The organism is uncultured Pigmentiphaga sp. (assembly GCF_937950555.1).
Lineage (GTDB): Bacteria > Pseudomonadota > Gammaproteobacteria > Burkholderiales > Burkholderiaceae_B > Pigmentiphaga.
Genome location: NZ_CALFCW010000038.1, coordinates 48,185 through 63,473 on the forward strand (window position 1 = coordinate 48,185; position 15,289 = coordinate 63,473).

Annotated in this window: 14 protein-coding genes; 5 read left to right on the forward strand and 9 right to left on the reverse strand. The window is 66.1% G+C overall.

Annotated features, from left to right (window positions below):
- The 3 genes from Q0319_RS10695 to Q0319_RS10705 form a co-directional block, all read right to left on the reverse strand.
- A complete protein-coding gene (locus Q0319_RS10695; protein ID WP_299452369.1) occupies positions 1-1,248 on the reverse strand; it encodes a patatin-like phospholipase family protein in 1,248 nt (415 codons plus the stop codon).
- Positions 1,229-3,550, reverse strand: a complete 2,322-nt coding sequence (locus tag Q0319_RS10700; protein ID WP_299452371.1) for an NADP-dependent malic enzyme — start codon at positions 3,548-3,550, stop codon at positions 1,229-1,231. The genes Q0319_RS10695 and Q0319_RS10700 overlap by 20 nt, the downstream gene beginning before the upstream one ends.
- A 69-nt stretch (positions 3,551-3,619) precedes the next feature.
- Complete coding sequence (locus Q0319_RS10705; protein WP_296465934.1) at positions 3,620-4,549, reverse strand: FAD-binding protein; 930 nt, start codon at positions 4,547-4,549, stop codon at positions 3,620-3,622.
- Positions 4,550-4,804: 255 nt separating this feature from the next.
- Here Q0319_RS10705 and Q0319_RS10710 point away from each other — a divergent pair, with 255 nt between their 5' ends.
- The 3 genes from Q0319_RS10710 (at position 4,805) to Q0319_RS10720 (ending at position 7,272) form a co-directional block, all read left to right on the forward strand.
- The gene (locus Q0319_RS10710) at positions 4,805-5,962 is read left to right on the forward strand and encodes a pyridoxal phosphate-dependent aminotransferase (protein ID WP_296465936.1); all 1,158 of its coding nucleotides are present in this window, start codon (positions 4,805-4,807) and stop codon (positions 5,960-5,962) included.
- 63 nt (positions 5,963-6,025) lie between these two features.
- Positions 6,026-6,379, forward strand: a complete 354-nt coding sequence (locus Q0319_RS10715) for an antibiotic biosynthesis monooxygenase family protein (protein ID WP_299452374.1) — start codon at positions 6,026-6,028, stop codon at positions 6,377-6,379.
- Positions 6,376-7,272 (forward strand): sigma-70 family RNA polymerase sigma factor, encoded by an 897-nt coding sequence (locus tag Q0319_RS10720; protein WP_296465941.1) that lies wholly within the window; start codon positions 6,376-6,378, stop codon positions 7,270-7,272. Before Q0319_RS10715 ends, Q0319_RS10720 begins: the two co-directional genes overlap by 4 nt.
- 77 nt (positions 7,273-7,349) lie before the next feature.
- On the opposite strand, the gene Q0319_RS10725 is transcribed toward Q0319_RS10720, so the two are convergent.
- Complete coding sequence (locus tag Q0319_RS10725; protein ID WP_296465944.1) at positions 7,350-8,270, reverse strand: lytic transglycosylase domain-containing protein; 921 nt, start codon at positions 8,268-8,270, stop codon at positions 7,350-7,352.
- 621 nt (positions 8,271-8,891) lie between these two features.
- Here Q0319_RS10725 and Q0319_RS10730 point away from each other — a divergent pair.
- Positions 8,892-10,439 (forward strand): UbiD family decarboxylase, encoded by a 1,548-nt coding sequence (locus Q0319_RS10730; protein WP_296465947.1) that lies wholly within the window; start codon positions 8,892-8,894, stop codon positions 10,437-10,439.
- A gap of 25 nt (positions 10,440-10,464) precedes the next feature.
- Here Q0319_RS10730 and Q0319_RS10735 read toward each other — a convergent pair whose 3' ends face one another.
- From Q0319_RS10735 to Q0319_RS10755, 5 genes are all read right to left on the reverse strand, one after another.
- Positions 10,465-10,842: a hypothetical protein gene (locus Q0319_RS10735; protein WP_299452379.1), complete on the reverse strand. Its 378-nt coding sequence runs from the start codon at positions 10,840-10,842 to the stop codon at positions 10,465-10,467.
- The gene (locus Q0319_RS10740; protein WP_296466395.1) at positions 10,839-11,249 is read right to left on the reverse strand and encodes a phage holin family protein; all 411 of its coding nucleotides are present in this window, start codon (positions 11,247-11,249) and stop codon (positions 10,839-10,841) included. The genes Q0319_RS10735 and Q0319_RS10740 overlap by 4 nt, the downstream gene beginning before the upstream one ends.
- A gap of 9 nt (positions 11,250-11,258) precedes the next feature.
- A complete protein-coding gene (locus Q0319_RS10745) occupies positions 11,259-11,570 on the reverse strand; it encodes a DUF883 family protein (protein WP_296466392.1) in 312 nt (103 codons plus the stop codon).
- A gap of 127 nt (positions 11,571-11,697) precedes the next feature.
- A complete protein-coding gene (gene dacB / locus Q0319_RS10750; protein ID WP_296466399.1) occupies positions 11,698-13,056 on the reverse strand; it encodes a D-alanyl-D-alanine carboxypeptidase/D-alanyl-D-alanine-endopeptidase in 1,359 nt (452 codons plus the stop codon).
- Positions 13,057-13,248: 192 nt separating this feature from the next.
- On the reverse strand, positions 13,249-14,835 hold the full coding sequence (locus Q0319_RS10755) for a methyl-accepting chemotaxis protein (RefSeq protein ID WP_296466389.1): 1,587 nt from the start codon (positions 14,833-14,835) through the stop codon (positions 13,249-13,251).
- 227 nt (positions 14,836-15,062) lie between these two features.
- On the opposite strand from Q0319_RS10755, the gene Q0319_RS10760 reads away from it, so the two are divergent.
- A partial coding sequence (locus tag Q0319_RS10760; protein WP_299452384.1) for an alpha/beta hydrolase-fold protein occupies positions 15,063-15,289 on the forward strand: 227 nt, incomplete at its 3' end.

Consider the following 15,289-nt stretch of genomic DNA (forward strand, 5'->3'; position numbering starts at 1 on the left):
CTATTCCTCGTCAGTGCGGAAGAAAGCCAGAACCTCCGAACTGCGCACGAGCGTATCGCCAAACCCCAGGTCGATCAACTCGCGGGTGTAGTCCGACTCGAACAAGAGGTAGGACGCCAGCGTCGCCCCGCTCAACTCGCCCGGCACCGCAGAAACGCCCATGCCGCGCAGCAGCGAGCGCATGGCCGGTGGCAGGCTGTCTTGGTGGCGGGCGGCGATTTCGTCCAGGGGCCGGCTGGGCGAGATCGTCAGCACCCTGATGGGGCGGAGCGGTCCCTTCCAACGTTCTTCGGGCGGCAGCCGCGACAGCAGGTGGTTGACGCGTTCTATCCCCTCGATGTCGGAATCCAGGCTGTCGAGGAAAATGTTCGACAACGCGTGGCCGCCAATCTGCGCCAGGCTGGGATATGTTGCCGAGCTCGTCCGGCGATGCGGGTCGACCTCGGAATGGCCGCCACTGATGATCAGCACCCTGCGCGCGCCAAGGTGGATCGCGGGGCTGATCGGTGCAAGTTGCCGCATGGAGCCGTCACCGCACCACTCCGGCTCGCCATGCACCAGCAGCCGGCGGGCGGGAAAAACGAATGGAATGGCGCTCGAGGCGAGCAGGTGCTCGATGCCGATGTCCGCGCGCACGGCGGTCCTCAGCGAACGGCTCCAGGGCTCGATCTCGTAGGCGGATTGATAGAAAGTGATGTGCTGGCCCGAGGTATAGCCGGTGGCACCTATGGCCAGCGCCTGCAGCACGCCGTCCGCCAAGTTCGCGCCCAGCCGGTCGAAGTCCAGCACTTCCTGCAGCAGATCGCTGAGCGGCTGGTTATCCAGCAAGGAGGGCTGCTTGCGCCGCCCCACGCGCGCCAGCGTCATGGCGAACGCCAGCATGGAGAGCCAATTGCTGGCGAAGCGGGGTGTCTTGAGCACATCCGTCCGATAGACCTGGCCGGCGTGGAAATTTCCCCACACCTCCAGCATGCGGTCTACCGTCTGGGGTAGGTGATGCGCGCCGCATGCCAGCACGGCGGCATTGATGGCGCCGGCGGACGTGCCGCAGAGGATGTGGAATGGGTTGGCCCGCAGGCTGCCGGGGCGTTCGCCCAGGATGCGGACGAGGGCCTTGAGCACGCCCACCTGGTAGGCGGCGCGTGCGCCGCCTCCGGACAGTACCAGGCCCGTGCAAGCCGGCCGCAGCGCCGGCACCGAGGGCGCCCGTGCGCCCCCCTGGCCGTGTTTACCGGATTCCGCTGCCATCCAGACGCGAGGCGTTCGCATCCATGACCGTCAGTGCGGTCATGTTGATGATGCGCCGCACCGTCGAGCTCGCGGTCAGGATATGGACCGGGGCCTTGCAGCCGAGCAGGATGGGGCCGATGGCGACGTTGTTGCCAGCCGCTGTCTTGAGTAGGTTGTAGGCGATGTTGGCCGATTCGATGGTGGGGCACACCAGCAGATTGGCCTCGCCCTTGAGCGTGCTGTCGGGCATGATCCGGTTGCGGATCGCCTCGTTGATGGCGCTGTCGCCGTGCATCTCGCCGTCGACTTCCAGCCACGGCGCGCGTTCCTGGATCAAGGCGAGCGCTTCGCGCATCTTGACCGCCGACGCCGAGTCGCTGGAGCCGAAATTCGAGTGCGACAGCAGCGCGGCCTTGGGCTCGACGCCCAGGCGCTTCATTTCCTCCGCCGCCATGATGGTGATCTCGGCGACCTGGTCGGCGGTGGGATTCTCGTTCACGTGCGTATCCACCAGCACTACCGTGCGCTGGGGCAGCACGAGGAAGTTCATCGCCGCGTAGACTTTCGCCTCCGGCTTGCGTCCAATGACTTCGTCGATGAACTTGAGGTGGTTGGTGTAAGGCCCCACCGTGCCGCAAATCATGCCGTCGGCGTCGCCCTGGTGGACCATCATGGCGCCAATCAGCGTCAGGCGGCGACGCATCTCGATCTTCGCATATTCCTTGGTGATGCCTTTGCGCTTGGTCATCTCCCAGTAGGCCTGGGAATAGTGGCGATGGCGCTCGTCGAACTCGGTGTTGGTGACTTCCACGTCATGCCCCAGGCGCAGGCGCAGGCCAAGTTTCTCGATGCGCTTGGCGAGCACTGCCGGACGCCCCACCAGGATGGGCTTGGCCAGGCCGTCGTCCACCACGGCCTGCACCGCCCGCAGGACGCGCTCATCCTCGCCTTCGGTGTACACGATGCGGGCTTTCCCGCCTTCGCGCACAGTGCGGCGCGCCGCACCGTACAGCGGACGCATGAACGCGCCGGAGTGGTAAACGAACTGCTGGAGCTGCTCGACATAGGCGTCCATGTCGGCGATAGGCCGGGTGGCGACGCCGGAATCCATCGCGGCGCGCGCCACGGCAGGAGCGATGCGCACGATCAGGCGCGGATCGAACGGCTTGGGGATGAGGTACTCGGGGCCGAACGACAAACCATTGACGTCGTACGCGGCAGCGACGATCTCGCTTTGCTCTTGCCGCGCCAGCTCGGCGATGGCGTGCACCGCCGCGATTTCCATTTCGCGCGTGATGGTGGTGGCGCCCACGTCCAGCGCGCCCCGGAAAATGTACGGGAAGCACAGCACGTTGTTGACCTGGTTCGGATAATCCGAACGGCCGGTGGCGATCACGGCATCGTCGCGCACCGATTTGACCACTTCCGGCAGCACTTCCGGCGTGGGATTGGCGAGCGCCAGGATGAGGGGTCGCTTGGCCATCGCCGCGACCATTTCCGGCTTGAGCACGCCCCCGGCAGACAAGCCGAGGAACACGTCCGCGCCCTGGATCACCTCGCCGAGCGTGCGCTTGTCGGTTTCCTTGGCGAAACGCTCCTTGTCGGGATCCATCAGCGTGGGCCGCCCTTTCCACACCACGCCATCGATGTCGGTGACCCAGATGTTCTCGATGGGCAGCCCCAAGTCCACCAACAGGTTCAGGCACGCCAGGGCCGCGGCACCCGCGCCCGAGCTGACGAGCTTGACCTCTTCGATCTTCTTGCCCACCACGGCCAGGCCATTGATGACCGCGGCAGCCACGGTGATCGCGGTGCCGTGCTGGTCGTCGTGGAACACGGGGATCTTCATCCGCTCGCGGGCCTTGCGCTCGACCTCGAAGCACTCAGGCGCCTTGATGTCTTCCAGGTTGATGCCGCCGAAGGTCGGCTCCAGCGCTGCGATGATGTCGACCAGTTTGTCGGGGTCGGTTTCGTTGACCTCGATGTCGAACACATCGATGCCGGCGAACTTCTTGAACAGGACGGCCTTGCCTTCCATCACGGGCTTAGAGGCCAGGGCGCCTATGTTGCCGAGGCCGAGCACTGCCGTGCCGTTCGAAATCACGCCCACCAGGTTGCCGCGCGCGGTATAGCGGAAGGCCGCGGCCGGATCGTCGACAATGGCCTCGCAGGCCGCAGCCACCCCCGGGGAATAAGCCAGCGCCAAGTCGCGCTGGTTGACGAGTTGCTTGGTCGGAACAATGGAGATCTTGCCCGGCCGGCCTTGCTCGTGGTATTCGAGGGCGGCCTTGCGCAGATTGGGATCGAGGGGTTGAGCCATTGGAAGAAACGCCCCGGTGGGGGTCACACAAAGTTATGCGAGGAGCGGATTATCCGCCCCCCGCAGGGGTTAGACAACCGACGAGGGGAAAACGCACCCGACGTCGAACGTAGTTTTGACGACGGCGTCGATCCGGTCGGAGGGCATTTCGCGCCCGGAACGCTTATCGTCCTGCTCGGGTACTGCCAGGGCGGGCGGCGGCAGGCCCGCATCGCGCAACCGCAGCCTGAGCCGCGCCGCCCAGGCCAGCGTCCCTTCGCTGCCGAGCAGCAAATGCGCAAGATTGGGCGCCGGGGCAGCCTCGCCCGGGCCTGGTTTCGGGACCAGCGCGTCGATGCGATAGCCGGCCGGCCAGGCCGGCTCCTCCAGCATGGCTGTCACGACCGGGTCGGCGGCCAGTTGGAACAACTCGGAAACCAGCTGCCGGCCAGCCGCCGAGCGCAAGGGACGGGTCGAGTCCACGCCAAAGGGCCCCAGCTGCTCGAACGAACCGTCGGCCAGCATGACCAGCGCCGCATCAAGCCCAGAGTCCCGGCAACGCCCGGGTAGCCAGCCACGCGTGCGCTCCAGCCAGGCACCTACGGACTCGTCATCCGCCCCTGCTGCGTGCCAGCGCCAGCTCGTGGCGGAAAGGCGCGAGCGCAGCTCCCCCAGGAGGCACCCGGCCTGCACGATCACGACGCCCGCGCGCTCGTCGACCGCCTCGATCGCGGCGAACTTGCTCACGTCGAGCCGCAACCACGCACGGTCGGCCGGCAAGGCGCTTTCCCGCGCGCCGGATGGGACGAGGAGCACGCCGAACTCCCTGCACAGTGCACTGGCGTGGTAAACGTCTTCCTCGCGGCCGACCACCAGGCGCCCCCGCCCGGGCGCACCCGGCGTTGGCGTCTCGTCGAGCACCTGCCCGCGCGCCATGCGGGCCAGGCGTTGGCAAAAGGCGGGCCAAGGCGCATCGGTGAGCATGCGCGGCAGGAAAAAAGCGCGTCGGCCGGGTTTCATGACGGAAAATCCGGCAACCCGTCCGATCCAGCCCGGGCGCGGCCCCCTCCGGCTCCGCGGGGAGCCTCCGGCGGAAACAGCGCAGCGGTAAACAGATCGAGCAGGACCATGACCGCATTGTAGCGGGCTTGCGGCTTAGGGCGCTTGCGCACGCCCGGGCCTGGGTCCCGCGGCCTTGCAAAGCCGCACTAATATGGAGGTTGGAACGCTGCAACGCCGCAGCGCTCGCCGCCCGTCAACTTTGTTTTCCCTATCATGCTTCGCCTTTCTCCCCGCATCGCCCACATCGCCCCCTTCTACGCCATGGAAGTCGTCAAACAGGCGGCCGCCTTGCAGGCCGAAGGGCGAGACATCGTACAGATGAGCATCGGGGAACCGGATTTCACCGCCATTCCCGCCGTGGTCGAAGCCCTGCAGCGCGCCACCCGCGAAGGCAAGACCCAGTACACGGAAGCAGTCGGCATTGCCCCCCTGCGCGAGGCGATCGCCGGTTTCTACCGCACCCGCTTCGGGGTCGGGGTGGACCCGTCGCGCATCATCGTCACGGCCGGCGCCTCGGGCGCATTGATGCTTGCCTGCACGGCGCTGGTCGACGTGGGCGCCCAGGTGCTGATGCCCGATCCGACCTACCCCGCAAACCGCCACATCGTGACGGCGGCCGGAGGCGAACCCGTACTGATTCCGGCGGGTCCCGAAGATCGCTTCCAACTCTCGGCCGACCACATTCGGCGCCACTGGACGGCACGCACTGCGGGCGTGATCGTGGCGTCGCCGAGCAACCCGACCGGCACTTCCATCGCGCCGCATGCGCTTGCCGAGCTGGTGGAGGAAGTACGCAGGCGCGACGGCTTCACCATCGTCGACGAAATCTATCTCGGCCTGAGCTACGAAGGAGACCGGCGTTCGGCGCTCGCCTTGGGCGACGACCTGATCATCGTCAACAGTTTCTCCAAGTACTTCCACATGACCGGCTGGCGCCTGGGGTGGCTCGTCGTCCCCCAGCAACTGGTGCCCGCCTTCGAGAAGCTCGCCCAGAACCTGGTGATCTGTGCGTCGGCGCCGGCCCAACATGCCGCGCTCGCCTGTTTTCTCCCGGAATCACTCGACATTTTCGAGACGCGCAAGGAAGCGTTCCGCCAACGCCGCGACTACCTGCTGCCGGAATTGGAGCGCTTGGGGCTGTGCGTCCCGGTCAAGCCTGACGGCGCTTTCTATATATATAGCGACATACGCGCGCACGCCTCCGACAGCGCCAGCTTCGCCCAACGTCTCTTGCACGAAGCCGGCGTATGCGCCGTCCCGGGCCTGGATTTCGGGTCTGCCGAAACCGCCGCGTATCTGCGCTTTTCATACGCGACCGATCTGGCGCGCCTGCAGGAAGCCGTGGCACGCATGAGCAAGATGCTGGGTTGATGTCACACTCTCGCGTGCGCGCTTGTCATGTCAGTCCGAACGGCAATGTTGCAGGAGACGACCATGGCAAACCATCCCGTCGCAAACATCGATGCACGCGCGAAATGCGTCACCCTCGTCAACGTCTATGACGTCGAGCCGGAAAAACAGGCGGAGCTGATCCGCGCACTGTCGGAAGCCACCGAACGCGTCATCCGGCATCAGCCCGGGTTCGTGTCGGTCAGCCTCCACCGCAGCCTGGACGGCGGCAAGGTGGTGAACTACGCGCAATGGAAGTCGCAGGAACACTTCGAAAACTTCATGAAGCACCCTGCCACCCAGGAGCAGCTCAAGCGCTTCGCCAGCCTTGCCAAGGGCGTGTCGCCTGCGCTCTATGAAGTGAGCGCCGTCCATGCCGAACCGGATCACGCGGCATGACCGTGGCACAGACGGACCCCGGCTTGTCGCACCTCCGGGCCCGGCTCATCCGGCTGGCATACCGGATGCTGGGTTCGGTCGCGGAAGCCGAAGACGTGGTGCAGAATGCATACCTGCGCTGGCTGGCCACCGATCGGAGCAAAGTCCGCGAACCGGCGGCTTTGCTCCATACCGTCGTCACGCGCCTGTGCCTGAACGAGCTCAAGTCCGCCCGCCGCCGCAGGGAGCTCTATACCGGCCCATGGCTGCCCGAGCCTTTGCCGGACCCCGACGAGCCGGAAACCCGCGACGACATCACGTTCGCCCTGATGATCGCGCTGGAACGGCTGTCGCCGCTAGAACGCGCCGCATTTCTACTGCACGATGTCTTCGGGTGGGACTTCGATGCCGTTGCGCGCACCATCAACCGGGAGCCGGCGACCTGCCGGAAGCTGGCAAGCCGGGCCCGGACCCACATCCAGGCCGCGCGCCCGCGCTTCCCGGTGAGCAGGGAACAAGGCCAGGAAATTGCCGCGGCGTTCTTCGCGGCCTCCCGTTTCGGCGACATGGAGCGCCTGCGCGCACTTCTAGCCGAAGGTGTGACAGCCCATGCTGACGGCGGCGGAAAGGTTCCCGCCTCGCTTCACCCCTTGGCGGGGATCGACGCGGTGCTTGAGCGCCACGCGCAACTCGCCGCCGAATTCGCCCGCGCGCCGTCGAAGCTGGTCCGTTATGCCTTCTTCGACGGCCTGCCTGGCTTCGTGACGATCGAAGCTGGGGAGATCGTGCAGCTGACGGCGCTGGAAATAGATGGCGACAAGATTTCGGCCATCTACGTGATGCGCAACCCGGACAAGCTTCGCCACCTCGGGCTCGGTTCGCCCGGGAACCGAGCAGGCCGACGGCAAGCGTAGCAGGATGAAGGGCCGGACGGACGGCATGCCGCGCGGTCGCCTTTCCGGATACACCGGGCGGAAAGGCGACTCCCGGCTTACATGACGGCAGGGGAGCCCGGCTCGGGCTTCTTGACGGACACGGCCTCGGAAGGATTGGCTGGGTTGGACGGTGCAGAAGAGGCAGAGCGGTTGGCAGGTGCCTTGGGCGCCACGACGCCGGGCAGGTCCGGCGGGACGCCTGCCGCGGAAGCCAGGCGCCGGCGTTCGGCCAGGACCTTGTCACCGTAGGGGCTCGAGCCGTCCGGACCGACGCCCACGTACATCCGCAGGCCCGCGGTGAGCGAGCCGCTGCGATCGATGTATTCCTTCAAGATGGACGCGCCGACGCGAATGTTGGCCACCGGGTTCCAAGCCGCCTGCTCGCCGCCGAACGGCTGGAAGCGCTCACGGTGCACGCGCGTCATGACCTGCATCAACCCTTGCGCGCCAACGTGGCTCTCGGCGAAGGGGTTGAAGCCCGATTCAATCGCGATGATGGCCAAAAGCAGAAGGGGATCCAACCCCATCTCGTGGCCCACGCCGTAGGCCGTTGAGATCAGCATGCGCGTCGCCTCGGCGGAAACGCGGTACTTGCGCGAGATATAGCGCCCCAGGGATTCGCTCTGCCCGGCCGAGACTTTTACGACGGGCAACTTCTGCGTGACCTGGCCGTTGCCCATGGAACCCAGGAAAGCCACCGTGTGGCTATGGGCGTGCGCCTTCGAAGAGCCCAAGGCATCCTCCGCATCGGGGTCGGCGAGGGCAACCTCTTCGGATGCGGACGCCTCCGCCCCCACCAACGATGCATAGATTCCGGCGGCCGTGCTACGAAGCCCGGGCACGGACGGGATGACGACGGCAGCAATCAGCGCCGCTAAAACGATATAACCTGCTACTACGCCAGACCACCTGGATGACCCACCCTTCGGATGGGCAGTGGCCTCGTCCATCGACGAACGCGACTGCGCGTCGGGCATGCTTACCTCCCTTGCATAGGCGGGCCTCGGCCATACACGCCCAGGACGGATGCGACCCGAACGTTCACGCCAAGACCTGCTAGGCTGTCCATCGCACCGCCGTCAGGAAGACGGTCGGCACACTTGCATGGCCGCTACCGCGGAGATAGCTGGAAACCATGCCTGTTTCGGGCAGGGAGCGCGCGTGCGCGCTGCTAAGAAGAACTCCAATTTGGTGGGCGCCCGACAGCCCGTTGATTTCAACCCGGTGGTCTGGTCCGCTCTGCGGGGAGCGGTTGGGGCGACGATGCCGGGCGTTTTGCTGAAAGTGCCCGGATTGTAGGAACCGACGAAGGGGAGGTCAACCGCATAATTCCCCATCTTGGTGCACGCCCCAGGAAAGCGGCGTCATTGCCATTTTCTATCGAGTCCTGAGCCACCGTATATGGTCAGATCAAAAAAAGTAAGCATACACTCCCCTTCTGAGATCCTAGGCCATTGGGAAGATAGGTAAAATCGGCGCGCCCAACGACTCGGCCATAGGCTGCATGGGGCACTCCGCTCGCGCTAGGCCATCCGCCCAACCCGCCCGCGCGCGGGTTAAAGTGCCGGTTCTGGCCATCCCATCCAGGTTCCTTGCCCGTGAAATACCGCGACCTCAGAGATTTCCTCCAACAGCTCGAACGCCAGGGCGAACTCAAGCGCATCCAGGCCGCGGTCTCCACCCACTTGGAGATCACCGAGATCTGCGACCGCGTACTGCGAGCCGGCGGTCCGGCCCTGCTGTTCGAGAACGTGATGCAACCGGGACGGGGCAAATCCGAGATGCCTGTGCTCGCCAATCTATTCGGGACGCCCCGCCGCGTTGCGCTCGGCATGGGCGCGGATGACGTGGGCGCGCTGCGCGAGGTGGGCGAGCTGTTGGCCAGCTTGCGCGAACCGGAACCGCCGCGTGGACTGCGCGATGCGCTGGGCAAAGTCTCCATGCTCAAGTCGGCGCTCTGGGACATGGCACCCCGGGAAGTCCGCTCGGCGCCTTGCCAGGAAATCGTGCTGGAAGGAGACGACGTCGACCTAACCCGGCTGCCCATCCAGCACTGCTGGCCGGGAGACGTTGCGCCGCTGTTGTCCTGGGGCCTAGTCGTCACGCGCGGGCCCAACCGCAAGCGCCAAAACCTCGGCATCTACCGGCAACAGCCCATCGCCCGCAACAAGCTCATCATGCGTTGGCTGTCTCATCGCGGGGGAGCGCTGGATTTCCGGGAACATGCCCTGGCCTACCCCGGCCGCCCCTTCCCGGTCGCCGTGGCGTTGGGCGCGGACCCGGCCACCCTGCTTGGCGCCGTCACGCCGGTACCCGACGCGCTATCCGAATATCAATTCGCAGGCTTGCTCCGGGGCGCACGCACCGAGGTGGCCCGCTGCTTGGGCAGCGCGCTGACCGTGCCCGCTTCCGCGGAGATCGTGCTCGAAGGCCATTTGCTGCCGTCTTCCGACCCTCGGGCCCGGGCCCCGGAGCCGGCACCCGGCGTCCCGCCGCCGCCCGACAACGGCTACGAGATGGCGTTGGAAGGGCCGTATGGAGACCACACCGGCTATTACAACGAGCAGGACTGGTTCCCGGTATTCACGGTAGACCGCATCACCATGCGCCGCGACGCCATCTACCACTCGACCTATACCGGCAAGCCTCCCGATGAACCGGCCGTCCTGGGCGTAGCGCTCAATGAAGTCTTCACGCCGCTGCTGCAACGCCAGCTGCCCGAAATCGTGGATTTCTACCTGCCGCCCGAAGGCTGCAGCTACCGCCTGGCCATTGTTTCGATCCGCAAGCAATATGCCGGTCACGCCAAGCGCGTCATGTTTGGCATATGGAGCGTGCTGCGCCAGTTCATGTACACCAAGTTCATCGTGGTCGTCGACGACGACATCGACGTGCGCAACTGGCAGGACGTCGTCTGGGCCATTACCACGCGCATGGATCCCGTGCGCGACACATTGCTGGTCGATCGCACGCCCATCGACTACCTGGACTTCGCCTCGCCGGTGTCGGGGCTGGGTGGCAAGATGGGATTAGACGCCACCAACAAGTGGCCGGGAGAAACCGACCGCGAATGGGGACGCCCCATCGAGATGGACGCCTCGGTGAAGAAACGCGTGGACGGCCTGTGGGATCAATTGGGGCTGTGACGACAGGCCGGGCGGATGCCGGCCGTCAGCGTGGGCCAGCGCCGCGGCGGCGCGCCTGGCCGTCTTCCTTGATGGCCCGCCAGAACTTGTAGGCCTGATAGGCGGCGGCCGCGAACCCACCCAGCTTGAGCACCCGGAAGATGCCCCGCGGCCGGACCCGGGCGAGCAGCATGGGCGCTGCCGAAGACACGATGGGGTAACGCCGGAGGAGGCGCCAGACCTGCATGGCGGTGTCGACCCCGCCTTTGCCTGGCGAACCCGGCCACACCGACTTGACCACGTTGCCTGGCTTGATGGCTTCGCGCAGCTGGTGCAGCTGGGCGGCCAGCTCCATGCGCTCGATGGAGGAACGGGCCAGCAACAGCTCCTTGCGAGCCTGCATGTCCGAAGCGCGCCGCTTCATGAACCTTCTCCGCGCCGGCTCTCGGCATCCGCGACGGAGGCCAGCATGTCGCGATCGCGCTGGAGTTCCGCCAGCGTATCTTCAAAGGCGATGGGCGAATGGGATGCCTGCCGTCGCACCATGAACAGCATGACGAGCCCGACCAACAGGTAGGCCGCCCCGACGAGCGCAATGGCGAGGTGCCGGTACTCGGTATCCCAGAACACTGCAACGATCAGGAACGAAAACATCAACAGTCCGAGCGCCAGGCACAGCAGCGCCGCGAGCGCCACCAACAGCATGCCCATGAGGCGCGACTTTTCCTCGGCCAGCTCGATGGCAACGAGCTCGAGCCGCGTGCGCAGGATGCCGACGGAAGTCGCGGCCAGCGCCCGCAGCGAGCTCAAGAGGTGCGGAGACTTCGACACCGCGGTGCGTCAGCGGCGGCTGTTGACCAGCAGGCCAGCCAGGAAGCCGACCGCGGCGGCGATGCCGATGGCACGCCAAGGGTTGTCGTGCACGAAATCGTCCGTGGCGCGGGCGGCGGCCTTGCTACGCTCCAACATGGAATCCTGGACGTCGAGCAATTTCTCGCGGGCGCGCTTGAGCGAGGTCAGGGCCCGCTCGCGCAGCTCTACCGCGCGATCGCCCGTGCTGGAAGCGGCTTGCTTGAGCAGGTCTTCCGCATCATTCAACACGACTTTCACGTCCGAGATGAGTTTTTCCTTGCCTGCAGTGCTGGTGTTCATCGCTTGCGCTCCCAAATTGTTTTTCGATTGGACGACCCGATGATAGCAGTCGCTCCCGTCTCCCGGAACCCTGGACCCGCCAGGGCAGCATCGGGTAACACCTGCAACCCGGCACTTGCAACCCGCATCACTGGGCGGCCAGCCAAGCGATCAACTTGTCGTGGAAACCGTTGGCTTGCTGCGCCCCTTCGTCGTTGACGAGGCTGACTACCGTATAGCGTCGGCCGCTCGCGGCCAGTACGTAGCCGGCCATGGCGCGCACGTCGCGCAGCGACCCGCTCTTGAGGTGCGCCATGCCCGCCGCCGGGGACTCCCGCAGGCGACGTCGCACGGTGCCATCGACACCGGGGATGGCAAGCGAAGACACGAATTCCGGCATGAAAGGGGAACGCCACGCCGCGGCCAACAGGCGCGCGAGGCTCTGGGCCGAAATTCTTGCGTCGCGCGACAGCCCGGACCCGTTGTCCACGACCAGCTCGGGAAACTGTAGCCCCCTGGCGGCGAGGATCCTGCCCACCGCTCGTTCGCCACTGGCCACGGTCGCTGGACCCGGCTCGAAATTGGCGCCCAGCGCCAAGAGCAGCAGGCGTGCCATGACATTATTGCTGGACTTGTTGATGACCCGCACGACTTCCGCCAGCGATGGCGATTCGTGGGTAACGAAGAGGACCGCATCGCCTGGTACGACTCCGGGCCGTACCCGACCTTGGACTGTGCCTCCCATTTCCTCCCATAGGCGGCGGAAGGCGCCCTCTGCATGCTGGGGCTGCGGCAAGGCCAGGCGATAAACGCTGAATTCGCCGCAGCTGCCAGATACCGTTCCGGCCAGGCGGAGCGAAACGCCGGTCGACGTCAGGAAAGGCTCCGTGCGCACCGACGGCGCCCCCGGACAGGGAGCATCAGACCATTTCAGCTCGCCCTCGACGACCACGCCGGGCAGCGGCGGATCCATCGTGACGCGCCATCTCCGCAGGCGGGAGTCAGGAATGAACAACAGGCGCACTGCGCCAAAGCCGACCACCCAAGCGTCGGGGCTCGCGTTATAGGCACGGGACGAGTCGCCGTCGAAGGCGCCGGGATCGATGGCGACCGAACCGAATATCGAGCGGTCCACCACCAGCTCGGGGATGCTGCGCACGCCGCGCAGGCGCAGCTCCCGCAACAGGCGCCAAAGATCTTCCAGCTTGAAAAGCGGATCACCGCTGGCCCGCAGATAAAGCGGGCCCGAGAGTTCGCCGTCGGCCGAGACGGTCGTGCCGGGATGCACCAGGAGCTGGGTGCGCCAGACGTAAGCCGGCCCCAGGCTGTCGAGCGCGGCGAAGGTCGTCACCAGCTTCATGACCGAAGCGGGGTTGCGCGGCTGCTCGGGATTGACGGCCACCACCCGCGTGCCGTCCACCCGTTCCACGACGACCGAAAGCGCGCTGTCGGGCAAGCCCGTGGCCTTCCAGGCCGCGGCCAGTTCCGCAGGCAAGCCCTGGGCCATGGCGCTGCACGAGGCCGCGACAGATAGCACCGCCCCGAGGGCGATCCGGATGCCTTTCTTCCACCCGGTTCCGGTGATGCCGGTGGGCCGATCTGCCCCGTGACCAGCCAGCATGCGACCATGCAGCAAAGCCAACTCCTCCGCTTGCCTGAACAAGCCCCTAAGCATACCGGTTCCGGCGTGCGCCGGGCGTCAATGGTAGAGCGAGTTCTCGTAGCGGACCAACAGTTGGCGCATGTGGTTGACGGTGCCCTTGAGCGCCTCGGTCGCTTGGGCCAGCGAGGCGACCGAGACGGTCGTGCGTTCGACCTCCTGGGCGATGCCCTCCATGCTCTCGGCCACTTCCTTCGACGCGGAGGATTGCTGCTGCAGCATGCCGGAAATGTCGCGCGCGCGCTCGACGACCATCATGGATGAGCGGCGCACGCGCTCGAAGAACCCGGCGCTTTCGCGGATTTGCTCGCCACTGTACTGCACGGAGGCCACCGCTTCCTGCATGGACAACGAAGTTTCGGTGGCGAACCGCGTGATGGCTTCGAGCGCGTGGCCGATGTCGTCCGTACTGCCGGCCGTGCGGTCGGACAACGTCCGCACCTCTTCCGCCACCACGCCGAAGCCGCGGCCGTTTTCACCGGCGCGGGCAGCCTCGATGGCCGCGTTGAGCGACAAGAGCCGGGTCTGGTTGGCGATTTCGCTGATGGCCTGCGTGACGCCGGAGATCGTGGAAACGAGGTCATGCAGCGAGCCGATCTGTTCGTTGGTGCGCCCCACTGCTTCGGCCACTGAATGGGTGCCGCGCACCGAATCGCTGATCTTGGCCTCGGCGGTGTCGACCTCCTGCAGCGCCGATTCCGACAGCGAAAGCGCGGTGCCAGTGTGCTGGGACGCCTCGCGTATGGCCACGCTCATCTGCTCGACCGCAGCGGCAATGCGGGTGAGGCGGTCGCGCTGCTCTTCGACCACCTTGCGGATCGCGTCGATCTCGCCGTCGACCCGGTCGGCGTTGGAATCGACCGCCCGCGCGACCTGGAGCACGTCGCACAACGTCGAGCGCAGGTGAATGCGCGTAGACTCCACGCGCATCGGCAGGCCGCCGAGATCGAACTGGTGTCGCCCTTCGACCCGCTGCGACAACATGCCTTGCCCGATCGCGGCCAGCGTCTCGTCGACCCGACGCAGCGGCTCGGACACGCGCAACCGCCAAACTGCCGCGGCAGCGGCCACGACGACGGCCTGGCCGAGCAGCCAGCCCCAATGCGGCGCCAGCCAGCCTCCCAACGCGGCGCCAAGCGAAAGCGCCGCCGCGCCGGCACCCCAGGGGGTAGGATGGTGCCACCACCGGGGGCGGGGCGTGGCCGGAAACTTGGCCCGGCCCGCCGCGATGTCTGCGTACAGCGCCTGGGCGGCCGCCACTTCCTCGCGGTCGGGCGCGTTGCGGACCGACATGTAGCCGACGTGCTTGCCGTTCTCATGCAGCGGGGTGACGTACGCTTCCACCCAGTAGAACGCGCCGTCCTTGCAGCGGTTCTTCACCAAGCCGCGCCATGGCTGGCCCCGCTTGACGGTAGCCCAAAGGTCGGCAAAGGCCTCGGGCGGCATGTCGGGATGCCGTACGATGTTGTGCGGCTGGCCGATGAGTTCCTCGCGCGAGAAGCCGCTGACTTCGATGAACGCGGGGTTGGCATAGGTGATGCGCCCTTTCAGGTCGGTGGTCGTCACCACCGGGCGGCTTTTCTCCACAAACCGCTCGACTGAAGTAACGGGCAAGTTCTTGCGCATGATTCTCTGGATCGACAACGACTCTTGAGCGGTTGACGGCAAGAACTCGGGATAACTTTAGGGTTATTTGCGGCGCGCACACGCATCCATGCGCGCATCCCGGTGGGTAGCGGCTCGCTTGTCCCAGTCCGCCAGTTCCTGTTAGCCTGCCGGGCCGGGATGCGCAAGCACCCTGCGCACGCCACGCTTTGCCGCCCCGCCCGGCCGGGGCGAAAAAAGGACTCCCCATGCTCGAACTGATCAGCCAGCACCAATGCTTCGGCGGGCAACAACGCTTCTACCGCCACGCGTCCACGGTCATCGGCCTGCCGATGCGCTTCTCTGTGTTCCTGCCCACGCATGCGGATCCCGGCCCGGTGCCGGTGCTGTTTTACCTGGCGGGACTGACCTGCACCGAAGAAACCTTCATGATCAAGGCCGGCGCGCAGCGCTTCGCGCAACGGCACGGGATCAT